At 69.8% G+C, this 23,276-nt stretch carries 21 protein-coding genes and 2 pseudogenes; 8 read left to right on the top strand and 15 right to left on the bottom strand.

Annotation, left to right across the window (positions count from 1 at the left end):
• Positions 1–33 precede the first annotated feature (33 nt).
• Together HF576_RS14265 and HF576_RS14260 are read right to left on the bottom strand one after the other, a co-directional pair.
• Positions 34–1,599 carry an alpha/beta hydrolase-fold protein gene (locus HF576_RS14265; RefSeq protein WP_168913458.1) on the bottom strand — a complete coding sequence of 522 codons (1,566 nt, stop codon included), beginning with the start codon at positions 1,597–1,599 and terminating at the stop codon, positions 34–36.
• 362 nt (positions 1,600–1,961) lie between these two features.
• Positions 1,962–4,070 carry a DEAD/DEAH box helicase gene (locus HF576_RS14260; RefSeq protein ID WP_168913457.1) on the bottom strand — a complete coding sequence of 703 codons (2,109 nt, stop codon included), beginning with the start codon at positions 4,068–4,070 and terminating at the stop codon, positions 1,962–1,964.
• Between the two features lie 407 nt (positions 4,071–4,477).
• Between HF576_RS14260 and HF576_RS20865 the strand changes: the two are divergent.
• Together HF576_RS20865 and HF576_RS14250 are read left to right on the top strand one after the other, a co-directional pair.
• Positions 4,478–5,074: pseudogene (locus HF576_RS20865) on the top strand (DUF998 domain-containing protein); the annotation flags it as partial.
• Positions 5,075–5,283: 209 nt separating this feature from the next.
• Positions 5,284–5,928, top strand: coding sequence for an antibiotic biosynthesis monooxygenase (locus HF576_RS14250; protein ID WP_168913456.1), 645 nt, complete (start codon positions 5,284–5,286; stop codon positions 5,926–5,928).
• 995 nt (positions 5,929–6,923) lie between these two features.
• Here the strand turns inward: HF576_RS14250 and HF576_RS14245 are convergent.
• The 6 genes and pseudogenes from HF576_RS14245 to HF576_RS14220 all read right to left on the bottom strand — a co-directional run.
• A pseudogene (locus HF576_RS14245) lies at positions 6,924–10,034 on the bottom strand (efflux RND transporter permease subunit); the annotation flags it as partial.
• 87 nt (positions 10,035–10,121) lie between these two features.
• Positions 10,122–10,508: a fluoride efflux transporter FluC gene (locus HF576_RS14240; RefSeq protein ID WP_168913454.1), complete on the bottom strand. Its 387-nt coding sequence runs from the start codon at positions 10,506–10,508 to the stop codon at positions 10,122–10,124.
• Positions 10,505–10,927, bottom strand: a complete 423-nt coding sequence (locus HF576_RS14235) for a fluoride efflux transporter FluC (RefSeq protein ID WP_168913453.1) — start codon at positions 10,925–10,927, stop codon at positions 10,505–10,507. The genes HF576_RS14240 and HF576_RS14235 overlap by 4 nt, the downstream gene beginning before the upstream one ends.
• A 121-nt stretch (positions 10,928–11,048) precedes the next feature.
• The gene (locus HF576_RS14230) at positions 11,049–12,017 is read right to left on the bottom strand and encodes a DNA topoisomerase IB (protein ID WP_168913452.1); all 969 of its coding nucleotides are present in this window, start codon (positions 12,015–12,017) and stop codon (positions 11,049–11,051) included.
• Positions 12,018–12,087: 70 nt separating this feature from the next.
• Positions 12,088–12,354: a DUF7218 family protein gene (locus HF576_RS14225; protein WP_168913451.1), complete on the bottom strand. Its 267-nt coding sequence runs from the start codon at positions 12,352–12,354 to the stop codon at positions 12,088–12,090.
• A 52-nt stretch (positions 12,355–12,406) separates the two neighbouring features.
• Positions 12,407–13,294 carry an SDR family oxidoreductase gene (locus HF576_RS14220; RefSeq protein ID WP_168913450.1) on the bottom strand — a complete coding sequence of 296 codons (888 nt, stop codon included), beginning with the start codon at positions 13,292–13,294 and terminating at the stop codon, positions 12,407–12,409.
• 224 nt (positions 13,295–13,518) lie between these two features.
• Between HF576_RS14220 and HF576_RS14215 the strand changes: the two genes are divergently transcribed.
• Entirely contained in the window at positions 13,519–13,683 is a 165-nt protein-coding gene (locus tag HF576_RS14215; protein ID WP_164861705.1) for a hypothetical protein, read from the top strand.
• 82 nt (positions 13,684–13,765) lie between these two features.
• Here the strand turns inward: HF576_RS14215 and HF576_RS14210 are convergent, their stop codons facing one another.
• Positions 13,766–14,545, bottom strand: coding sequence for a MerR family transcriptional regulator (locus HF576_RS14210; RefSeq protein ID WP_168913449.1), 780 nt, complete (start codon positions 14,543–14,545; stop codon positions 13,766–13,768).
• 156 nt (positions 14,546–14,701) lie between these two features.
• Between HF576_RS14210 and HF576_RS14205 the strand changes: the two genes are divergently transcribed.
• Together HF576_RS14205 and HF576_RS14200 are read left to right on the top strand one after the other, a co-directional pair.
• Positions 14,702–15,577, top strand: coding sequence for a DUF4097 family beta strand repeat-containing protein (locus HF576_RS14205; RefSeq protein ID WP_168913448.1), 876 nt, complete (start codon positions 14,702–14,704; stop codon positions 15,575–15,577).
• Between the two features lie 2 nt (positions 15,578–15,579).
• Positions 15,580–16,191: a PadR family transcriptional regulator gene (locus tag HF576_RS14200; protein WP_168913447.1), complete on the top strand. Its 612-nt coding sequence runs from the start codon at positions 15,580–15,582 to the stop codon at positions 16,189–16,191.
• Positions 16,192–16,263: 72 nt separating this feature from the next.
• Here the strand turns inward: HF576_RS14200 and HF576_RS14195 are convergent, their stop codons facing one another.
• Complete coding sequence (locus tag HF576_RS14195) at positions 16,264–16,803, bottom strand: universal stress protein (RefSeq protein ID WP_168913446.1); 540 nt, start codon at positions 16,801–16,803, stop codon at positions 16,264–16,266.
• 191 nt (positions 16,804–16,994) lie between these two features.
• Between HF576_RS14195 and HF576_RS14190 the strand changes: the two genes are divergently transcribed.
• Complete coding sequence (locus tag HF576_RS14190; protein ID WP_168913445.1) at positions 16,995–17,189, top strand: DUF3073 domain-containing protein; 195 nt, start codon at positions 16,995–16,997, stop codon at positions 17,187–17,189.
• Between the two features lie 3 nt (positions 17,190–17,192).
• Here the strand turns inward: HF576_RS14190 and HF576_RS14185 are convergent, their stop codons facing one another.
• Entirely contained in the window at positions 17,193–17,573 is a 381-nt protein-coding gene (locus HF576_RS14185) for a TIGR02611 family protein (protein WP_205835250.1), read from the bottom strand.
• An 87-nt stretch (positions 17,574–17,660) separates the two neighbouring features.
• Positions 17,661–18,908, bottom strand: coding sequence for an MFS transporter (locus tag HF576_RS14180; RefSeq protein WP_168913444.1), 1,248 nt, complete (start codon positions 18,906–18,908; stop codon positions 17,661–17,663).
• A 147-nt stretch (positions 18,909–19,055) separates the two neighbouring features.
• Here HF576_RS14180 and HF576_RS14175 point away from each other — a divergent pair, with 147 nt between their 5' ends.
• Entirely contained in the window at positions 19,056–19,433 is a 378-nt protein-coding gene (locus tag HF576_RS14175) for a YciI family protein (protein WP_168913443.1), read from the top strand.
• 63 nt (positions 19,434–19,496) lie between these two features.
• Here the strand turns inward: HF576_RS14175 and purF are convergent, their stop codons facing one another.
• Complete coding sequence (gene purF / locus HF576_RS14170) at positions 19,497–20,957, bottom strand: amidophosphoribosyltransferase (protein WP_168913442.1); 1,461 nt, start codon at positions 20,955–20,957, stop codon at positions 19,497–19,499.
• Positions 20,958–20,996: 39 nt separating this feature from the next.
• Entirely contained in the window at positions 20,997–22,151 is a 1,155-nt protein-coding gene (gene purM / locus HF576_RS14165; RefSeq protein WP_343234286.1) for a phosphoribosylformylglycinamidine cyclo-ligase, read from the bottom strand.
• A 125-nt stretch (positions 22,152–22,276) separates the two neighbouring features.
• Here purM and HF576_RS14160 point away from each other — a divergent pair, with 125 nt between their 5' ends.
• Positions 22,277–22,888 (top strand): zinc-binding alcohol dehydrogenase, encoded by a 612-nt coding sequence (locus HF576_RS14160; RefSeq protein ID WP_168913441.1) that lies wholly within the window; start codon positions 22,277–22,279, stop codon positions 22,886–22,888.
• A 29-nt stretch (positions 22,889–22,917) separates the two neighbouring features.
• On the opposite strand, the gene HF576_RS14155 is transcribed toward HF576_RS14160, so the two are convergent.
• Positions 22,918–23,271, bottom strand: coding sequence for a potassium transporter Trk (locus tag HF576_RS14155; RefSeq protein WP_168913440.1), 354 nt, complete (start codon positions 23,269–23,271; stop codon positions 22,918–22,920).
• Between the last annotated feature and the right edge of the window lie 5 nt (positions 23,272–23,276).

Below are 23,276 nucleotides of genomic sequence, written 5' to 3'. Positions count from 1 at the left end.
GACGCAGGGTCCCGACGGCCGGCCGCCGAGGACTCAGTCGGTCACCGACGCGATCCAGTTCTCGAGCTCTCCCCGGGCGATGCCGTGCTTGACATGACCCTGGCCGAGGCCCGCGGCCTCGATGATCTGTGATCCGGAGCACCCGCCGGCCTCCAGCAGGCTGTATCCGACGTCACCCGCGGCATCCACGAATCCGTCCGCCGTTGCCGCGTAGTGATTCGGCCGCAGGTCGCCAGTCGGCACATCCGGCAACGCAGTGGCGGCGCAGACGTCGAACGAGTCGGCGACGCCGTCGTCATCCTCGTCGAAGATGACATCGCGGATGTAGAAGTCCAGGAGGGGACGCCAGACATGCCACGTGTGTCCGCCGGGGACGTGGTGATCGGTCAGTGCGACGCCGGCGGCCTTGAGCTGCTCGATCCGTGCCAACTGGTTCACGGCGATGTTCCCCAGACGATCCTGGAGTCCCGTGCCGATCATGATCTCGCCTTCCACGTTCTTCATGCGCTCGATCTGCTCGGCCGACGGCGCGGGCGGCGCTGCGCTCCACACTGCGTGGTAGCCGAACAGGTCGGTGTGGTCGTACAGGATGGTCGACGCGCGGCTGCCGCCGGCCGAGAACCCGGCGAACGCACGGTCGATCGCGGCCGCGGAGACGTTGTAGTGCTGCTCCATGTACGGGATCACGTTGTTGCGCAGTTCATTGACGTACCCGGTGTTGCCCCCGGGCAGGCCGTTGAAGTCCGTCGACACGATCACCATCTCGGACGCGGCGCGCTCGTCGATGGCGTTCTGCACGATGTAGTGCGCGACGCCCTGCATCGTCCACGCCGTGGAGTGGTCGCCGCCCCCGTGGCTCAGGTAGAGCGTGGGGTAGGGCTGCTCCCGGTCCGGGTCGTAGCCGGCGGGAGTGTAGACGACCATGTCGTGCACGCCGACCGGATTGGTCGACAACGGCGACGGGTACCGGACGGATTCGAGAGTCCCGAGATCCGCAGCGGCGACCGGTCGCTGGTAGTCGGTGTCGTAGGTCGGGAAGTCCGGGTTCTCGGGCACCCACGTCGTGCTGCGCACCGCGCCCGGGGCGCCCGGGTACTGCGGGAAGATCTCCCACGGGTTCGCCGGATCGTAGTTGAGCGTGCAGCCCGTCGCGACGGCGCTCGTGCAGTCGTGGGTGAACGCGTACCGGAACGTCCCGGCCGGGAGCGGAACCGTGACCTCCCACACACCGTCGTCGCCCAGCTCCATCGGAATCGTCCGCCATTGCGTCGCGGCCACATCACCGGGCTGCCATTCCCACGGCGGCCGGCCGTCGCCGCAACCGTCGCACGTCACGTTCTCGGGAACGGAATAGGTCCAGTCACCGTAGATGTGCACCTGCTCAACTCCCGCGGGAGCCTGATAGCGGAACGTCATCGCATAGCCGGAGGGCCCGGTCCCTGTCTCGACCAGTGTCGGGCCGAGGTCGAGCTGCTCATCGCCCATCGCCGCGGGCGCGGCCGCGATGGTGCCGACAGCGAGCGCGCCGGCCGCGAGGACCGCCAGCAACGACGTGCGCAGCCACCGTCTCCGATGCTGCGTTTCGGTCAGATACGTCATCTTGATACCCCTTCGTATGGATGGATGGATCGTCACTTCCGCGCACGCCGAACGTCGGCATCCGGGCGCCGCGCCGTACGCGACTCACCTGCCTGACCGTGATGTCGGTCAGCCGGTCATACCTGGATGCAGATCGATGGGATCTGTGCGCACATCTCCTTGCGTCAGAACCGGAATGTCACGGGAGGGCCGTTCCGCAGCGAAGCCGCTGCGAGCCACAGCCTGGCCCTGGCGTTGCGGAGCGTCAACGGGCGATTGCGCATCCCGCAATGGTTGTTGCAACACCCGTGCGGAGACGCGAATCGGCGCCGAGTCCGAAGACCCGGCGCCGAAGGCTGCGGTGATGCAGAGGTGCGGTGGCGTCAGCGTGCCTGCCGGAGGGCCTCGATCACGCGATCGCCCGGACGCACCTCGTCGAACGGCGCATCGATCTCGGCGCGCTCCAGCATCTCGGTCATGCGACGACGACGCTGCCGCGTGATGAGCGTCACGACGGTGCCCTCACGGCCTGCGCGGCCGGTGCGGCCCGAGCGGTGCAGGTAGGTCTTGTACTCGTCCGGCGGGTCGGCCTGGACGACGAGGTCGATGTCGTCGACGTGGATGCCGCGGGCCGCGACGTCCGTCGCCACGAGCACGTTGACCCGGCCCGACGTGAGCCGCTCCAGGTTGCGCGTGCGCTTGGCCTGGTTGAGGTCTCCGTGCAGGGCGAGAGCGCGGATGCCGGCGTCGTCGAACTCCTCGGCGAGCATCTCGGCGTATGCGCGCGTCCGGGCGAAGACGAGCGTCTTGGCGTCGCGGTCGACGAGCGACGTGAGGATCTCGGCCTTGTCGCGGTGGTCGATCACGAGCACGCGGTGCTCGATGGTTCCCGATTCCTGGTCCTCACCCGCGACCTCGTACACCGCGGGTGCGACGAGGAACTCGTCGACCAGCGACGCGACCTCGCGGTCGAGTGTCGCCGAGAACAGCAGCTTCTGGCTGCCGTCCGCGGTGTGACGCAGGATGCGCTGCACGGGCTCGAGGAATCCCAGCTCGCACATGTGATCGGCCTCGTCGAGCACCGCGATGCGGATCTGCGAGAGGTCGAGCTTGCCCTGGTTGAGCAGATCCTCGATGCGGCCGGGCGTGCCGATGATGATGTCGACGCCCTTCTTGAGAGCGCCCACCTGGCGTCCCTGCGGCACACCGCCGTAGATCTGCGTGGTGAACAGCCCGACACTGCGGGCGATCGGCTGGATCGTGCGGTCGATCTGCAGTGCGAGCTCGCGCGTGGGCGCCATGATGAGAGCTCGCGGGGCACGACCGAACTCACGGCGTCCGCCCGACTGCGAGCGCAGCACGCTCTCCACCAGCGGCGCACCGAAGGCGATGGTCTTCCCCGAGCCGGTGCGGCCGCGGGCGAGCACGTCCTTGCCGTCGAGGATCGAGGGGATCGTCGCGGCCTGGATCGGGAACGGATGCTGCGCACCGAGGTCGGCCAGCGTCCGGACGATGTTCTCACCCAAGCCCAGATCGCCGAACGTCACGTTCTCGACCTCGCCGGCCTGAACGGCCTCGGCCTGCAGGCGTTCGTGGACGACATCGACCTGCGCCTCACGCGCGGCGGTACGGGTCGGCGCATTCCAGTCGGAGCGGTTCGGCGCGTCGGTACGACGTGGGCGCCCTTCCTGACGCGGCCGGTCGTCGCGACGGGGGCGGTCGTCATACGAACGGGCCGGGCGATCGTTGCTGTCGCGCCGCGGACGATCATCGAACGAACGAGCCGGACGGTCAGTGCTGTCGCGAGGCGGACGGTCATCAGACGAGCGAGCCGGACGGTCATACGAGCGCGCCCCGCGGTCCGAAGACGGGGAGCGGCGGTCGTCGCCGCGGTAGGACGGACGCGCGTCACCGAACGACCGACGGTCGTCGCGGTTCACACGATCCAGTCGCGGCGCCCGCGCGTCGCGCGCACCGCGGTCTCCGGCATCCCGACGGGGACGGTCGTCGTGCGAACGAGCCGGACGATCATCACGACGCGGACGGTCATCGAACGAACGAGCCGGACGATCATCACGACGCGGACGGTCATCGAACGAACGAGCCGGACGGTCATCACGACGCGGACGGTCATCGAACGAACGAGCCGGACGATCATCACGACGCGGACGGTCATCGAACGGACGAGCCGGACGGTCATCACGACGCGGACGGTCGTCATACGAACGAACCGGCCGGTCATCACGCGAGTGGGTGCGAATGCCGCGGGCCTCGTCGCGGCCGACCTTCTCCTGCGCGGTCCAACGGCGCTTGGGAGAGGTGTCCGTCGACTCGGCGCGGTGTCCGCGGTGTCCCGCGCTCTTGCTGCCGGGTTTGCCGGCGGAGGATTCACCGGGACGGCGCTTGCGGTCCTGGTAGCTGGTCTTGGCGCCGTAACGCGGCTCGAAGTTCTTCGCGGGCCGTCCGCCGGCGGGCTTCTTGTTCTTGGGCATGGGTGACTTTCTGGGTTGTTCTCGCAAGAACAGCGCTCCACATGCCGCCGCGCACGATCGCGCGCAACGGGGAGTAACCCGGACTCTCGTCGGCCGGGGGCCATTCGATATTGATGGTCGTCGAGGCGGAATCGCCCTGACCATCGGCCCCTTGGACTCACAAACCCATCCGCGTGACGCGGTGTCCAGAGCCGACTCCCCCACCTTACCGGGGTCGTCTGCGCACATCCTGTACGAGACTCTGCAACATTCGGCCAGCGCTCTCCCGGCATACGGCGTTACTGTTTCCCCAGCGGCTTGCCGCTGAACTGGGGATTGTTGCCGTACGCGGCGGACCTCGGTGACGGGTCCGCCTGGGGGGTCGACCCGACACCGGACGGTTCGCCATAGAACCGATCGTGAGTCGAATGTCTCCCACGACCCTTTCCGCCGCAGCAACCGCGCCACCTGGTCCGGCGGGCACGCGCGTCCTTTCGTCGACGGCAGTCGGCGTCCCATCCTCGGCCCTGCCGACCGTTCATCATGCCGCGACCGCACACCGCATCGGTCGTCTCGCTGTCCTCTCCCTGCCGGTGGGCGTGCTCATCTCGGTCCTGACGACACAAGACGCTTCGTGGTGGCAGTTTCACTTCTCCCAGCTGGGCACGTTCGCCGACGTGTCGGGGCGCGTGTTCAACACGAGCGTGATGTTCTCGGGCTTCTTCCTCGCCGCCTACGGCGTGTTCGTCTCGCTCGCGCTCCCGGCCGGCACCGGCCGCCGCGCCGCACGGGCGTTCCGGGCGGCGATCGTGTCGGCCGGGCTGCATCTGACCGCCGTGGGCCTCGTACCCATTCCGGTCAGCGCCCAGATGCACGACCTGATCGCGAGCGGCCTGGGCCTGTCGTTCCTCGGGATCGTCTGCGCGGGCCTGGCACTGCCGGGACGCAGCCGCCGGTTCCGCCGTGCGACCATGCTCTGCGTCGGCCTGCTCGCGACGGGGATGGTCCTGCTCACGGCGGGCGTGATCACCCTCGCCTTGTACGAGTTCGTGGCGTTCGTCTCGATGGGCATCTGGCTGCTCTCGTTGCCGCGCGCGCTCGCCCACCGCGCCGCCGGGCAAGAGGAGGACGGCGGGATGCCGCATCCCGCCGCCCCTCATATGACCGGTCGCCGTGCCACGTCGCGCCGTCCCGCAGCCGGCCCGGTGATGGCGCGCCGAGCCGCACGCCGAGAATGGATGTCATGGCAGAACCCGTGGCCCACCCCATCACCGTCGCGATCGAACGACGCATCGACCCTTCCCGCACCGCCGAGGCCACGAGCTGGATGCAGGCGGGCACCGACCTCGCCGCCGGCTTCCCCGGCTTCCTCGGCTCAGGCTGGGTCCGTGCGGGTGAGAGCAGCGACCTCTGGTACATGCTCTACCGCTTCCGTGACATCCCGACGCTCGAGGATTGGGAGCAGTCCGGTCAGCGCGCGTGGTGGCTGGAATCCGGGCGCGCTTTCGCCAGCGAGGTCCGCGTCGAACGTCGCACCGGCATCGAAGGGTGGTTCGACGCGCCCTTCGCCACGGACGTCGAACCGCGCGACGCCGATGGCCGTCCGCGCGGCGCCGGCGCGAGCACGCCGACCGGCCCCGTCCAGCAGCCCATCCCGCCGGCGCCGCCCCGTTGGAAGCAGGCCGTCACGATCTGGCTGGGCTTCTTCCCGACGAACCTGCTCGCATCGTGGCTGCTCGGATTCGTGCCCGGCTTCAGCGAGTGGCCGCTGATCGCGCGCGTGGTCGTCACGACGGTGCTTCTCACGCCCGTCATGACGTACGCGGTGCTGCCGTGGGTGACGCGGATGCTGCGCCCCTGGCTGCACCGATCAGTCTGAGTCGCCGCCCGGCGTCCTGACCGGCCGCCCGCGCGCGAAAACACCAGCCCGTCACCAGGACACGCCGACACCGGATGCCCCGGCCCGGCGTGTCACCTCACCGACTGGTGTTTTCGCCCATCAGTCGCGAGTGTCGCCGGCACCGATCAGTCTGAGTCCCCGCCCGGCGTCCTGACCGGCCGCCCGCGCGCGAAAACACCAGCCCGTCGCCAGGACACGCCGACACCGGATGCCCCGGCCCGGCGTGTCGCGTCACCGACTGGTGTTTTCGCCCATCAGTCGCGGGGGTCGCCACCGGGTTCGGGCTCTACGCCGTCCTGGGGCTCCGCCTCGACCTCGGGCCCAGGCTCCACCTCGGCCCGTTCGGCCTCCGGCTCGGGCTCGGGCTCCGGCTCAGCACCGACTTCGGGCGCGCGCTCGGGCTCGGACCCAGGCTCCACGTCGGCCTGCTCGGACTCCGGCTCGAGTTCGGGCTCCACCTCGGCCGGCTCGGCCTCAGACTCGGGCTCGGGGTCCACCTCGGCCGGCTCGGGCGCCACCTCGGCCTCCGGCTCAGCTTCGGGCTCGGGCTCTTCCTCCGACTGAACCTCGAGCTCAGGCTCGGGCTCCTGCTCCTGCTGCGGGCCTTGCTCGGGCGCTTCGGCCGCCGATCCCGTCACGTCCTCGACCACGGCATCCTCGGATGCCTCAGCGGCGGGCGACGACGGCACCGCGTCGATGACCACCGGTGCGCTGTCCGTGGGAGCAGCGCCACCCGGCTCGGCCTCGACGGGCACCTCGATGTCGGGCCCCTCCTCAAGAGGCGGCACCTCGACCGTCGCGAGCTCCGCGGCGCCGATGGCCAGCCCGGCCTCGCGCGCCCGTCGCTGGCGGCGCGTCTCGAAGGCGGCACCGTCCGAAGAGGCCGCACCCGAAGCAGCCGCCACACCGGCGCCGACGAGAGCCGACTCGGCTGCGGCATTCTTCCCGCCCGTCGGCCGGTCGCCCTCAGGAGCCGGACCACCGTCGCCGCCGTCGTCACCGGCGCCGCCGCGGCGTGCCCGGCGGCGCTCCTTGGCGCCCTCGACCAGGTTGTACAGCGTCGGCAGCACGAGCAGGGTCAGCACGGTCGACGACACCAGGCCGCCGATCACGACGATCGCCAGCGGCTGCGAGATGAACCCGCCGTGACCGGTGATGCCCATCGCCATCGGGGTGAGGGCGAAGATCGTGGCGAGCGCCGTCATGAGGATCGGCCGCAGGCGTCGTGCCCCACCGGCGATCGTCGCATCGTGCGCCGACAGTCCCTTCTCGCGGTACTGGTTCACCAGGTCGACGAGCACGATCGCGTTCGTCACCACGATGCCGATCAGCATCAGCACGCCGATGAGCGACGCGACGCCCAGCGGCACGCCGGTGACGATCTGCAGCAGGATCGCGCCGGTCGCCGCGAACGGCACCGACACCAGCAGCAGCAGCGGCTGGCGCAGCGACTTGAACGTCGCGACCATGACGATGTAGACGATCAGGATCGCCGCGAGCAGCGCGAGCCCGAGCTGCGAGAACGAGTCCTGCTGCTGCGAGACGACGCCGCCCAGCGACGCGTCGGCCGAGGCCGGCAGGTCGGCGTCCTCGAGGGCGAGGGTCAGGTTCGCGGTGGCCGTGTTCAGATCGTCGGTCGACGGGGTCACCGTCACCGTCGCGGTGCGCTGACCGCGTTCGGTGGTGATGGATGCCGGACCCTCGCTCTCTTCGACGGTGGCGACCTCCTGCAGGGGCACCGGCCCGGCCGCGGTCGGCACCTGCAGCTCGCGCAGCTCGTCGAGCGAGGCCGGCGTCTCGGACGCGGCGAGGTAGACCGTGAGCGACGTGTCGTCGATCTCGACGGTGCCGATGGACTGGGGCTGCATGGTGTTCGACACCAGCGCCCCCACGGCGACCTCCGAGAGGCCGAGAGCGGCCGCTGCATCGCGGTCGACCACGACGGCGATGTACGGCAGCGAGGCCGACAGGTTGCTCGAGACCTGCGAGACGCCGTCGGTGCCCTCGACGGCCTCGACGACGGCATCCGTCGCCTCCTGCAGCGTCGTCGCGTCGGGTGCGGTGACGTCGATCTCGATGTCGCTCGAGCCGAAGCCGCCGCCCGCCGCGGCCACCGTGACCTCGCCGACGTCGTCGAGATCGGCGACCGCCTGCTGCACGTCCTCGCGGAGCGCGACCTGGTCGGCGTCGGGGTCGGTGGTGATCGAGTACGTGATGCCGGCGCCGCCGCCGGAGAAGGCGTCCATGAGCGGCGAGCCGCTCGAGCCGATCGAGACCTGCACGGTCTCGATGCCGTCGATGCCGATCAGGGCGTCTTCGACCTTCTGCGCGGCCGCGTCCTCGGCCTCGAGGCTCGGCGACGGGCCGATGTCCTGGGTGACGGTGAGCGTGTTCTGCCCCGAGTCGCCGAGGAAGTTGACCTTCATGAACGGGGCCGCGGCGACCGTGCCGCCGAGGACGAGCACCGCCAGGAGGAGCGTGACCCACGAGTGCTTCAGCGTCCAGCGCAGGATGGGCAGGTAGCCCTTCTGCAGGCGCGTCGGCGGGGCATCCGCCGCCTCCGGGTCGACCTGGTTGCCGTTCGCGTCGAGCAGCGGCTTGCCCGGGCGCAGGAACCAGTACGCGAGCACCGGCACGATCGTCAGGGCGACCAGCAGCGATGCGAGCATCGCGATGGTGACCGTCAGGGCGAAGGGACGGAACAGCTCGCCGGTGATGTCGCCGACGAACGCGATCGGCAGGAAGACCGCGACGGTGGTGATCGTGGACGACGTGATGGCCGTCGCGACCTCGCGCACCGCGAGCTTGATCGCCGTGAGCTTGTCGGCGTCGCCGACGTAGTGGCGCTTGATGTTCTCGATCACGACGATCGAGTCGTCCACCACACGCCCGATCGCGATCGTGAGCGCGCCCAGGGTCAGGATGTTGAGGGAGTACCCGAACGCCTGGATGCCGATGAACGTGATGAGCACGCTCGTCGGGATCGAGATCGCGGTCACCAGTGTCGATCGCACCGAGAGCAGGAACACCAGGATCACGAGCACCGCGAAGACGAGCCCGAGCAGCCCCTCGACGGCGAGGGTCTCGATGGACTGCTCGATGAAGGGCGCCTGGTCGAACACCACGGTGAACTCGGCGCCGTCGAGGGAGTCCTCGAGCGACGGCAGCAGGTCGAGCACGCCGTGCGAGACCTCGACCGTGTTGGCGGCGGGCAGCTTGGTGATGGCGATCGTCAGGGCGGGTTCACCGTTCACGCGCGAGATCGACGTGACGGGGTCCGGCTCCTGTGAGACCGTCGCGACGTCGCCGATCGTGGTCTGACCGCCCGCCAGCTGCTCGGCCGATGTCGGCACCAGCGGGAGCGCCGCGATGTCGTCGACTGTCGTCAGCTTCGAGCCGGTCTGCACTGTGAGGGTCTGATCGTTCTCGGTGATGTCGCCACCGGGGAAGAGCACGCCGTTCTGCTCCATCGCGTCGGTGATCGCCTGCTGGCTGAAGCCCGCTTCGGCGAGCGCGGCCTGGTCGGGCGTGATCGTGATGCGCTGCCCGACGCCGCCGACGATGGTCGCCGCGTTGACGCCTTCGACGTCCTCGAGTTCGGGGACGACGGATGCCTCGAGCTGGGCCTGCACCGTGGCCTCGTCGTCGTAGCCGGTCACGGCGAGCTGGATCACCGGGAAATCGTCGATGCTGGCCGACAGCACCGACGGCTCGACGTTCTCGGGAAGCTGCCCCTCGATGCGGTTGATCGCCTGCAGGATCTTCTGCTCGGCCGTCGCGAGATCGGTGCCGTACGTGAAGGACGCCTGGATCACAGAGGCGTTCGTCGTACTGGTGGCGGTGGTGGACTCCAGGCCGGGCACACCCTGGATCGCGGTCTCGATCGGCGTCGACACGTCGTTGTTGACGACCTCGGGCGACGCGCCCGGGTACGTCGACACCACGATGAGCGCCGGGAACTCGATCGAGGGGATCAGCTCCTGCTTGAGGTTGGTCAGCGCCAGGCCGCCGAAGATGGCGGCCACGATCGTGATCAGCGCGATCAGCGCGCGGTTCTTGAGACTCAGGATGGCGAGGTTCGACACGGCTGCCTTCACTGGGAAAGTGGTGCTGTGGGGATGCGGGAGCCCGCGACGATACGAGGATGTATCGGATTCAGTATTTCATGACGCTCAGCGGCCCAGAGCCGCGCCGATCCCGGCGCCGACGGCGATGCCGAGCCCCGCGCCGGCCAGCGCGAGCAAGAGGGTGCCGAACAGATTGAGCGCGGCATCCCGCCACCGCCGTCGCTCGGCCAGCAGCACGGCCTCGACCGACACCGTGCTGAAGGTCGTGTACCCGCCGAGCAGGCCCAGCCCGAGCGCGAGCGACAGCTCGGGCGCGACGGCGGTGCCGAGCCCGGTGATCAGTCCCAGCGCGAGAGAGCCCGACACGTTCACCACGAGGATGCCCGTGGGGAAGCCGCCCGCCCTGGGGGTGAGGCGCCGGTCGACGATGTAACGCAGCCCGGCGCCCACGCCCCCGCTGACGGCGATGACGAGCATCAGCCACGCCCTCATCGGGCGTCCTCCGGAGGTTCGATCTCTCCGGGAAGGCCGGCGATCCGCCGCCCGATCCGGCGCCCGACGAAGAGCCCGGCGATCGCACCGGCGATTCCGGCGGTGAGGGATGCCCCGGCCAGGCCGATCGCGAGCCACGGGGTGCTGACCCACAGCGCCGTCTGCACCGCGAAGGCGCTGTAGGTGGTGAACCCGCCGAGCACGCCGGTGCCGAGGAAGGCCCGCGTGCGGGGGTGCCGGTCGTCGAGCCACCCGACGACGATGCCCAGCAGCAGCGAGCCCGCCGCGTTGATCGCGAGCGTCACCCACGGGACGACGTCATCGCCGACGGGGCCGACGATGGCCGCGCGGCCCAGCACGCCGATCGCCCCGCCGACGATCACATACGCGAGTGTGCGCTGGTCGACCGGCTGCGGCATCCCCTCACGCTACCGCCGGGGTCCACTGCGTTTCGTCTCGCTCGTTCCTCGCTCGCTCAACGACCGCAACCGGGACATCCGCTCGTTGAGCGAGCGAAGCGAGACGAAACGCCCCGACCGGTCAGCGACCAGGACGCAGCAGGGCGCGGATCGCGGACTCAGGCGCGATCGAGAGGTCGAGGAGGTTCCCGTCGCGATACCTCCCGAACACGCGGGGGTCGATGTAGGAGCCTCGGGCGACCGACGGCGTATTGCCCAGGGCTTCGGCCGTCACCCTCACCGCGAGCGCCTCGGCGCGTTTGCGGTCGCGTTCGGTGTCGACCGTGCCGATCCTGGCGAGCGCCTCGGCCGCGAGGATCGTGCCCCGCAGCGTGCGGAAATCCTTCGCGGTGAACTTCTGCCCGGTCAGCGAGCGCACGTACTCGTTCACGTCGGTCGCGGTCAGCGGCACCCGGCGGCGGCCTCGCGACCACGCGAGAAGCGGCGAGCGCGGACGCCCGATGACGAGGATCTCCATCGACCTCGCGAGATCCTCATCATCGATCTCGAGGCGCTGACGCTGGCCGCTCTTCCCGGGGAACGACAGAGTCACCACGGACTCCTCCACCGTGGCGTGCCGTCGTTGCAGCGTCGTGAGTCCGCGACTCCCATGCCGCACGAGATAGCGTTCCGCGCCGATGCGCGGCGCGGCCTGATCCAAGAGGCGGAACGACACGGCCAGGACGTGCTCGCGGTCGAGCGACGAGTGGCGAAGCAGGGTGGTCACACGCGCCCGGGCCCGCGGAAGGGTCTCGGCGAGGGCGAGAACGCGCGCGAACTTGCCTCGATCGCGCTTGGCCGTCCATGCCTCGTGATACACGTACTGTCTGCGGCCGGCGTCGTCGATGCCCACGGCCTGGATGTGCCCGTCAGGCCGCACGCTGATCCAGACGTCCTCCCATGCCGGCGGGATGACGAGCGACTGGATGCGATCCAGATGACGCTGCGCCGGTGTGCGGCCCTTGCCGTCGAGATAGCGGAACCCGGAGCCTGCGCGCACCCGCCGGAACCCGCGATCGTCGTATGGGCGCACGCGCGCGAGTCTCGGCATCCGTCCCCCTCATCCTTCAGCCCCGTCCAGCGGGGAACGCCGAGCTCTTGGCTGATCAGTGGTTGCGCGGTCAGTGGTTGCGCAGCATGGAGATCAATTCGGACTTCTTCTTGCCCGAGTATCCCTTGAGCCCCAGCTCCTTCGCGCGCTTGCGCAGCTCGGGCACCGTGCGGTCGTCGTAGTCCTGGGCGTTGCCGCCCCGGCTGCCGACCTTCTTGCGCCCCTGGCCGGCCGCAGCGTTGGAGATGCGGGCGGCCTTCTCTTTGGATGCTCCGTCCTCACGAAGCTCCTCGTACAGCTCGCGGTCCTTCAGATTCGACCCGCGTCCCTTGGGCATTTCCCCGTTCCTTCCTTCTCCTCGACATCGCGCGGAGGTCCCGGCGACGTCGTCAGAGTCCTTTGCCGCCGGTGACGGGCAGGATCGCACCGGAGACGTACGACGCGTCCTCGCTCGCGAGATAGACGTAGGCGCCGGCGAGCTCGGCCGGCTGCCCCGCACGGCCGAGGGGCGTGTCGGTGCCGAAGCTGTCGAGGCGCTCCTGGTCCCATCCCGTCGCGGGGATGAGGGGCGTCCAGATCGGGCCCGGAGCCACGCCGTTCACGCGGATGCCCTTCTCGCCGAGATCCTGCGCGAGCGCCTTGACGAACGCGACCTGCGCAGCCTTGGTCATGGCGTAGTCGATGAGTCCCGGAGACGGATTGAAGGCCTGGATCGACGTGGTGACGATGATCGACGATCCCGGCTTCAAGTGCGGGATGGCGGCACGCGCGGTGAACAGCTGCGCGTAGAGGTTCGTGCGGAACACGCGGTCGAACTCCGCGGTCTCGAGCTTGTCCACGCCCTCGCGGTCCTTCTGGTAGGCCGCGTTGAGCACGAGGATGTCGAGCCCGCCGAGCTCGGAGACGGTGCGGTCGACGATCTCGCCGCAGAACGACTCCTCGCGCAGGTCGCCTTCGAGCGCGAGTGCACGCATCCCCGCCTCGGTCACCCACCGCACGGTGTCGTCGGCGTCCTCCTTCTCCTCCGGCATGTACGTCAGCGCGACGTCGGCGCCCTCGCGGGCGAACGCGATCGCCACCGCGCGGCCGATGCCGGAGTCGCCGCCCGTGATGAGGGCGCGTCGTTCGCTGAGCTTGAGCGAGCCGCGGTACGACCGCTCGCCGTGGTCGGGCTCGGGCCGGGTCTCGTCGGTCAGACCGGGCTGATCCTGCTGCTGCGGCGGGAATCCGTCGCTGTGATGCTTCTCGGTGGGGTCGGTCGACTCTGAGGTGGTCATGCCGCGACGTTACGTCCGCGCGTCACCCTCTTCACAGGGGTTGACATCGTCCTGGTTCACGCACTACCCGCCACCGTCGGGCGGCCGCTCGAGCGCCTATCACCGGCGCGGGAAGCGCGTCAAGCCCCTACGCCGGGAGTCGGCCACGGTGCCAGTCTCAGAGGGTGCCCCTGAGGCATCCGGTGCGCTACCCCGCGCATCGACGACGGAGAAGGAGAACCTCCATGAACCTCGCCTTGATCATCATCATCGTCGTCGCGATCATCCTCGCGATCGTCGGCGGCCTCAACTCGGCGCTGAGCTGGCTGCTGTGGGTGGCGCTCATCGTCGGAGTGATCGCGCTCATCGCGTTCCTGTTCAGGGTCATCAGCGGGAGCCGGAACACCTGACGTCCGACTCCCCGACCGGAATGAACGGATGCCGCGGCCACATCGGCCGCGGCATCCGCTCGTTTCTCACCCGGCAGGCGGGCTACAGGTTCGCCTCCGCGTACACGCGGAGCGCGTCGCGCACGAACTCGGCACCGGCCGTGCCGCCCTCGCTCGTGGCGTAGTTCGCGCCGAAGCGCTCATCGGCCACGTACATCTCGCCGAGGCCGATGACGTAGCCCTTGACGTCACCTCCCGGGACGGCGGCGGGCGTGCCGGGCACACCGGTCAGCCAGTCCACGTGACGCTTGGCCAGGGCCTGCGCCTCGTCGCTCTCGGGCGCGATGCCGGCCTCGGCTGCCGCGATCCAGTCGCGACCGAGGTCGGACACTCGCTGCTGCCACGCGGCCTTCTCGTCGGCGCTCATCGAGCGCCACCAGCGGTCGCTGTCGGCATAGGCCTTCTTGCCCCAGCGGTCCTCGACCTCCTCCTTGTACTGGGTGTGGTCGAAGCCGTCGAACATGTTCTCTGCCATCAGTCGTTCACCTCCTCTCAATGCACTGATCGTGGTTTCGACCGACGCGATCTGTCGCGCCAGCCGGTCCTGCTCCTGCCGCAGCCACGCGAGGTGGCTCTGCAGGGCGTGCTCCTCGGATGCCTCCCGCTGGAGAACCTCCGCGATCTGCGGCAGTCCGAGACCGAGCTCGCGCAGCAGCAGGATGCGCTGCAGGCGCACGAGCGCGGCCTCGTCGTAATAGCGGTAGCCGTTGTGGCCGATGCTCGACGGCGGAAGCAGGCCGATGTCGTCGTAGTGCCGCAACGTGCGGCTCGTCGTCCCGGCGAGCTTCGCGATCTGCTGGATCGACCACTCCCTCTCGTTCATGTCTCTCACGCTAGAGGTTGACGTTGCGTCAATGTCAACCTCGCCGATCCTTCTTCCCAGAGACGCTTGACCTGATCGCGATATATCGTGTTACACTCGACTCACGCGATATATCGCGAATCGACCGAACGACTCGGAAACGACAGGAGTACCAGCATGACCCTGGAGAAGTGGATCATCCATCCGGGCGAGACGCGCGTCATCGACATCGAGAACGTGCGCTCCCTCAAGGTCGGCCTCGTCGCCGGCCAGATCGACGTCATCGCCCACGACGAGCCCGGTGCTCGCATCGAGGTGCACGGCGTCACCGTCAAGGACCTCCGCATCGAGGTGAACGGCGATCTCCTCGAGATCGACCACCCTCAGCTGCGATGGGACAACTTCCTCGAAGTGTTCCGCAACTTCGGCGCCGGCGGTCCCCGCGCAGAGATCAGCGTCGCCGTGCCCCGCGCCGTCGCCCTGAACCTCGGCGTGGTCAGCGCCAGCGCACTGGTCGCCGGACTGCACAGCGACACGTCCCTCAACACCGTCTCGGGCGACATCATCGTCGACGGCCTCACCGGCGACCTGCGGGTCAACGCCGTGTCGGGCGACGTGCAGGTGCGCGGTCTGGAGGGCTCGCTGAGCGCCAACAGCGTCTCGGGCGACATCGCCGCCACCGGCACCCTGAGCCGTGCATCCATCGACACCGTCTCGGGCGCGATGCTCGTCGACTCGAGCGGCGACACGAGCAGCGTCAACCTCAACACCGTGAGCGGCAACGCCACCGTGCGCCTGGACGACGGCTATCCCGCCAACTACGTCATCCGCAGCGTGAGCGGTCGCGTCCAGGTCGACGGCGACGTGCGGTCCGGCCGCGGCGCCGGCCCCACCACGAACTTCGTCGGCGCGGCCGGCGAGCTCAGCGGCAGCTTCGCCGACGTCCGCGTGAACACGGTGTCGGCAGACGTGACGGTGCTGCGGCGTCCGGCGACGCCGGCGACCGAGACCCCCGCCGACGCGGCAGCCGGCGTCGACGAAGAGGAGTGGTGAGCATGACCCCGGTCTTCTCTCACGGCGATCTCCGCCTGTATCTGCTGAACCTGCTCGACGAGGGGCCCCGGCACGGCTACGACATCATGCAGGCGCTGTCGGACCGCACCGGCGGCACCTACACCCCGAGTGCCGGCACCATCTATCCGCGGCTGGCCAAGCTCGAGGAGGAGGGCCTGGTGACCAAGAGCGTGGACGGCCGCAAGACCGTGTACGCGATCACCGAAGCCGGCCATGCCGAAGTCGAGGCGCGCGCCGGTGAGCTCGAAGGGATCGAGGCGGGTCTCGCCGACTCGGTCCGTCTCATCGCCGACGAGGTGCGCGGCAGTGTGCGCGAGGCGATGAAGAGCCTGCGCGCCGACCTCGCCGCGGCGACCGCCGACGAGCGCGCACACGCCTCGCAGGCGCCGCGCGGCGGTGACGATCCGAGAGTGTTCGCCCGCGAGCAGCTCCAGCGTGCCGACGCGGCCGTGAACGAGTTCCGTGCCCGTGTCCGCAGCGACCTGCGGACGCACGTCGCGCGGGGCGGCGACCTCGCAGCCTCACTGGTCGATGAGCTGGCGTCCGACCTGGACCGGATCGCCCGCGACATCACCCGCGCGCTGCGCGGCTGAGCACCGGTCTCCCGGTCGCCGCAGTCTGCGGCGGCCGGGAACCCGCGCGCCCGGGGCGCGGGAGCGGGCTGCTCAGGCGGGCCAGATCTCCTCGTCGTCGGCGACGGGCTCGCCGAGCGGCACGATCAGGATCGGCCGGTGCTGGCGGTGCGCGAGGCGCGCACCCACCGAGCCGGTGAAGAACTCCCGGATCGACTCGCCGATCCCGCGCTTGCGCGTGCCCACGACGAGCAGCCGCGCGTCGATCTGATCGGCGAAGTGCTTGAGCGCCATCGCCGGGTCGCCCACGAGCTGGCGCACGGTCCATTCGAGACCGGACTCGCCGAGAACGGATGCCGCGGCATCCTGCACCTTCGTCAGCTCGCCCTCGCCTGCCGCGATGTTGAGATCGATCGGCGCCGAATGCACGTAGCCGTCGGGGTCTTCGTACGTCACGAAGCGCGTCACATCGACATGCACGACCACCAGCGGCGCGTGGAACAGCTTGGCGTAGCGCGCCGCCTCCTTGAGGACCCGCGGCGGCTGATCGGGAATGACTCCCGCGATGACCGCTCCGTGCAGGCCCTCGTTCGCCGTGGCGTCGTTCGCGGTCTCGGATGCCTCGTCGGTCATATGTCCGCACTTCCTTCTCGGGATCGCCTCCGGCGTCCCGCGCCGAAGGCCGCCGGAGCCGCCGGGGTGCGGGGCTCCGTGTTATTCTGAATGCTACTCTTACCGGTTCGAAGCCGGATTCGTGAATGCCCGGGACTGCGGCGGCCGATTGCCCGCACACAGCCCGCGACTCAGATATGAGGGGGTCTCGCATGGGGCGTGGCCGTCAGAAGGCGAAGCACACCAAGATCGCCCGTGAGCTGAAGTACGACACGTACAACGTGAACTACTCGGCGCTCGAGCGCGAACTCGGTCATCCCAGCGACGACGCGTACGTCGACAAGTGGGCGGACGAGTACAAGGACGAAGACGAGGACGAAACCTCGCCCGTCTCGTCGCAGGCGTAAGTTCTACGCGCCCTCGGGCGAGTCGGCCCGCGCGGCCGCCTTGTGCGCGCGGCGTGCGCGCCACCACGCCCAGAAGCGGTCGAGCACCCGCTTGAGCCACGCCGCGGCGCGGCGTGCCCAGTGGAACTCCGTGCCGAGTACGGCGAGCCCGAGGAACACGATCAGCCAGCCTGGGCCGGGCAGCGGCACGAGCAGCAGTCCGCCGACGGCGAGCACACCGCCCACGACGCCGACGCTCGTCCGGTAGGCCGCGTTCAGTCGCGGGTGCCTGTCGATCCAGACGCGGGCGCGGCGCAGCATCCGGCGAATCGGGCGGCTGGGCTGCTCGGCGGCGGCGATGTCGGCGCGGACGGCGGACTCGAGGGTGGGGTGCTCGGTCGTCATGCCGCGACGCTAACACGATATATCGCGAGACGGCTGTGAGAGCCGTGTCGACGCAGGCCGGGTGACGGATGCCGGGTGACGGATGCCTCACCACGCGCCGTGGCGAGACTCCCATTCGTCCTCGACCGTGTGCGGCCGCGCCGCCACCACGCCGGCCGGGATCGCCGCGGCGATGACCACGGCCAGGACGAGAAGCGGTGCCGTCCACGAGCCGGTCGCGTCGTGGAGCAGCCCGATGCCCACCGGGAACAGCGCCGCGATGGCGTAGCCGCCGCTCTGCACGAAGCTGCTCAGAGCGACCGCGCCCTCGTGGGTGCGGGTGCGGAGCCCGAGCAGAACGAGGGTGAGCGGGAACAGCAGCGGTGCCGAGGCGAACAGCGCGACCCACAGCCACGTCGCGAAGGACGGCGCGAACAGCAGGCCGGCGACGCCCGCCAGACCGGCGACCACGGCGACGCCGAACAGCACCCGCGTCGCGTTGCCGCGCGTCACCAGCAGCGGCACCGCGAGCGACGCCGGCAGCCCCATGAACCCGAACAGCGCCAGGAGCACGCCGGCCACGGCCGGAGTGACCCCGGCGACGTCGACCAGCAGCTTCGGCAGCCACGCGAACGAGGTGTAGGCGATGACGCCCGAGACCGCGAACCCCACCAGCAGCGCCCACGCGAGCGGCAGACGCCACATGCGTCCGAGCACGCGGGGGCTCGCCGCCTCGATGTCGTCTCCGTTCGCCTGCGCCTCGGACCGGTCGAACGACGCGCGCCGCACCGCCAGGCCGATCCACGGGACGGCTGCGGCCAGCGCGAAGACGGCCCACAGCCCCAGAGACACCTGCCAGGTCGAGGCATCCGCCACCGGAACCGCGATGAGCGGCGGCACGAAGGTCGCGATCGCCATGGTCGTCGAGAAGACCGTCGTCATGAGCCCGACGCGGTCCGGGAAGTACCGCTTGACCAGCGGAGGCGTCAGGATGTTGCCCGTGCCGACGGCGGCGAAGACGAGCGCGGTGCCGGCCAGCAGCAGACCCGAGTTCGGGGCCAGGCTGCGGGCGACGAGCCCGATGGCGACCACGACCATCGCGGCGACCGCGAGCCGCTCGAGCCCGAACCGCCGCTCGAGCGCGGGCGTCAGCAGTCCGAAGACCGCGTAGCAGACCGGCGGTGCCGTGCCGATGAGGCCGATGACCGCGGCGGGCAGGTCGAAGTCCGCCGCGATGTGGTCGAACAGCGGCGACAGCGAGGCGACCGCTGATCGCAGCGAGAAGGCGAACAGCACGATGCCGACGAGGGCGAGGGTCCGTCCCTGCCAGAGCGGGCGGGCAGGAGTCGGATTCACTCCCCAAGCCTACGGGCCGGCGGGATGCCCCGATCGCGGCGGACTCGACGCGGACGGATTCCCGGGCGCCATGTCGATTTCTCGCTCGCTCGTTCGACGCATGGGTGAGGGCGACACCACAGCCGCCCCACGAGGAGAGGATCCATCATGACCCAGTACTTCCTGACCGTGCCGCACGACTCCGCGAGCGAGCCGACGATGGAGTCGATGCAGGAGTTCGACCCCGCCGAGCTGGCTGCCGTCATGGCCGCGGTCGACGAGTTCAACACCGCCCTCAAGGACGCCGGCGCGTTCGTGTTCGCCGCCGGGCTCAACCCGCCGTCGACGGCGAAGACGGTCGAGGTCGTCGCCGGCGAGACCCGCGTGCTCGACGAGCCGTTCGTCGAGGCCCCGTCCTACGTCGGCGGGTTCTGGGTCATCGAGGCCCCCGACGAGGCGGCCGCCGTCGAATGGACCGCCAAGGCTGCGGCGGCGCTGCAGGGCCGCATCGAGGTGCGCGCGGTTCAGGAAGCACCCGAGGGTTGACGCGCGACAGCCGCGCCATCGGCGCAGCAGAGCGAGGGGCCGGGGCGATGCCTCGGCCCCGCCTCAGCTCTCCTGGGAGCCCTCGACCCACTCGAGGTACTCCTCGGTGACCGTGCCGGTGATGTAGCGGCCGTCGAAGCAGCTCATGTCGAGATCCTCGACGTCCGAGCCCTCGAGGATCGCCGCCTTGAGGTCTTCGACCTCCTGGTACACGACGAAGTCGGCGCCGAGCTCCTCGGCGATCTCGGGGATCGTGCGGCCGTGCGCGACGAGCTCGTGGCGCGAGGGCATATTGATGCCGTAGACGTGCGGGTACCGCACCGGCGGCGCGGCCGAGGCGAACGTGACGGTCTTGGCGCCGGCATCCCGAGCCATCTGGATGATCTCTTTCGAGGTCGTCCCGCGCACGATCGAGTCGTCGATCAGCAGCACGTTCTTGCCCTTGAACTCGCTCGACATGGCGTTGAGCTTCTGACGCACGCTCTTCTTGCGCACCGCCTGCCCGGGCATGATGAACGTGCGGCCGACGTAGCGGTTCTTGTAGAACCCCTCGCGGTACTCGACCCCGAGCTTGCGCGCGACCTGCATCGCCGCCGGACGGGAGGAGTCCGGGATCGGCATGACGACGTCGATCGCCTCGCGCGGCGTGTGCTTGGCGATGGTGTCGGCCAGGCGCTCGCCCATACGCAGGCGGGCCTCGTAGACGGCGATGCCGTTCATGACCGAGTCGGGGCGGGCGAGGTACACGTACTCGAACGAGCACGGCACGAGCTTCGGGTCCTTGGCGCACTGACGCGTGTGGAGGTTGCCCTCGAGGTCGATGAAGACCGCCTCGCCGGGGTCGACGTCGCGCACGATCTCGAACTCGCCGTTCTCGAGCACGAGCGACTCGCTCGTGACGACCCACTCGTAGTGCCCGTCGTCGTGCTTGCGCGTGCCCAGGATCAGGGGGCGGATGCCGAACGGATCGCGGAAGGCCAGCAGACCGTAGCCGGCGATCAGGGCGATCGTGGCGTACGAGCCCTCGACCCGCTCGTGCACGCGCGTGACGGCCTGGAACACCTGCTCCGGATCGAGCTCGAGGCCCGAGATGGACTCCTGCAGCTCGTGCGCGAGCACGTTGACGAGCAGCTCGGTGTCGGAGCTGGTGTTGAGGTGACGGCGGTCCTTGTGGAAGAGCTCGGCGCTGAGCTCGCGGGTGTTGGTGAGGTTGCCGTTGTGCACCAGGACGATGCCGTACGGCGCGTTCACGTAGAACGGCTGCGCTTCCTCCTCGTTCGACGCGGTGCCCTTGGTCGCGTAGCGCACGTGACCGAGTCCGATCTCGCCGAGCAGTCCTCGCATGTCGCGCGTGCGGAACGATTCGCGCACCTGACCGCGGGTCTTGTGCATGTGCACCGTGCCGCTGCGCTCGGCGGTCGAGATGCCCGTGGAATCCTGGCCGCGGTGCTGCAGCAGGAGGAGAGAGTCGTAGATCTCCTGATTGACGGGGCCTCGCCCGACCATCCCGACGATTCCGCACATGGGTGTGTTGCCTGCTCCGTTTGAGGTGTGAAACCGCGGTCAGTGCGCCGCGTTGCTCGCATAGGCGCCGACCAGGCGCACCGCGCCGCCGTCGACGCCCTTGGCGCCCTGCTCGAACGCGCCGTCCGGCCGCGGGCCGGTGTGCACCACGCCCACCTGCCACGCGGCGATGCCTTCGTGAGAGAGAGCGGATGCCGCGGCATCCGCCTTCTCGGCCGCCACGACCGCGAGGAATCCGATGCCGAGATTCCACGTGCCCTCGGTCGACTCCAGGTCGAGGTCGCCGAGGTCGGCGAGAACGCGGAAGACGGGCGGCGGCGACCACGTCGACCGATCGACCTCGACCCACGTGTCCTGCGGGAGCACGCGTGCGAGGTTTGCGGCGATGCCGCCGCCGGTGACGTGACTGAGGGCGTGGATGCGGTCGCCGTGATCGGCGATGAGGCGCAGCAGCGGCTGCGCGTACAGGCGCGTGGGCTCGAGCAGCACCTCGCCCCACGTCGAGCCGTGCGTGCCGAGGTCGGCGGCGCGATCGCCGTACTGGATGCCGGCGCCCGCGACGATGTGACGCACCAGCGAGTAGCCGTTGGAGTGCAGTCCCGAGCTCGCCAGCGCGAGAACGACGTCGCCGTCCTGGACGCGTTCGGCCCCGAGCACTCGCGAGGCCTCGACGACGCCGGTGGCGGCGCCCGCGACGTCGTAGTCGTTCGGTCCGAGCAGGCCGGGGTGCTCCGCGGTCTCGCCGCCCACGAGGGCCGTGCCGGTCTCGGCGCAGCCCGCCGCGATGCCGCGGACGATGTCGGCGATCCGCTCGGGGAAGACCTTGCCGCACGCGATGTAGTCGGTCATGAAGAGCGGCTTGGCCCCTACCACGACGATGTCGTCGACGACCATGCCGACGAGGTCGAGGCCGATCGTGTCGTGCTTGTCGATGGCCTGCGCGATCGCGACCTTCGTGCCGACGCCGTCGGTGCTGGTCGCGAGCAGCGGCTTGTCGTAGGCCTTGAACGCCGTCGCGTCGAAGAGTCCGGCGAAGCCGCCGACGCCGCCCAGCACCTCGGGTCCGTGCGTGCGCCGCACCGCCGACTTCATCAGCTCGACGGCGAGGTCGCCGGCAGCCGTGTCGACGCCGGCAGCGGTGTACGGGTTCACCGGCTCACGGCGGGAGGGGGCGTCGCGTTGGGAGGAGGCCACGGCTACCAGCCTACCGGCGGCCTGCGGGCACGGATGCCGTGAGTCTGCGCCGAGCGATGGCTGGTCCCGCGGCCAGAAGCGCCCTTCCCTCCGTCGCCGTTCGGCCCGCAACTAGAATGAACGGCATGGGCAGCGCTGGGGCTCCGGAGTGGCTGATCCGCGAAGATGCCGGTCAGCCGGTGCTTCTCGCCCTCTACCTGCGCCAGGTCCTCGGCATCCGCTCGCCGGAGGAGCTCCCCCATCTGCGCGGGATCCCGGCGCGGGCGAACGACAGGGCCGAGGAGGCACAGGCGCTCCTCGAGCGGCAGTGGCGCGAATACTGGGCGATGACGGTCGAGCCGCAGGCCCACCCGGCCGAGGTGCCCCTCGAGCTGGTCGACGGGTTCGGCACGCTCCTGGCGCTCCCGTCGCGAGGCGCCGAGCAGCTCCGAGCCGCCGTCACGCCGTTCGGGCCCGAGGCGCTGGCGTTCGCACAGTCGGCGAATGCGAGGTACCGGCGCGACGCGTCGCACGGCACCGGCACGGCGTACCGGGCCTACGCGAGCGCCATCGCCGAGCACGAGCGGCAGATCGGCCGGCGGGCGCATTCGTTCGAGCTCAACGTGCAGGTGCTGCCGCTCACTCAGCGCGGCGTGTGGTGGATCGGTTCGCTCACGGTCGCCGTCACCGACGGACTGCGCGGGGATGTCGCGGCCTTCGACGCCGCGATCCACCCGATCATCGCCGAGCTCGCCTGAGCCTCGGGCCCGAGCGCCGTCGGCCGACTTCAGTGACCGGGGCCGTGCCCGTTGGTGCCGGGCTCGGGGTCGACGTGCACGGACTCGTGGTCGACGGTGACCTGACGCGTGCGTCCCTGCGAACGACGGTCGAGGATGAGCGCCATGACGCCCGCGAGCGCGATGCCGATCGGCACGCAGATGAGGGCGAGGAAGCCGAACACCTGGCCCTGGGAGTACTCGACGCCGGTGTTGGGGCTCGGGTCGGCGGTGCCGTTGAACGCGAACGTCAGGATCAGCGCCACCAGCAGGCCGACGGCCCCGCCTGCGATCAGGAAGACCGAGATCTTGGGTGCGCGACGCACGCGGACGGTCTCGATGCGATCCTGGCTGTGCTCCGGCATGCATC

The sequence above is a fragment of the Microbacterium salsuginis genome (assembly GCF_012524205.1).
Classification (GTDB): domain Bacteria; phylum Actinomycetota; class Actinomycetes; order Actinomycetales; family Microbacteriaceae; genus Microbacterium; species Microbacterium salsuginis.
This window is presented reverse-complemented; position numbering and strand designations above follow the sequence as displayed.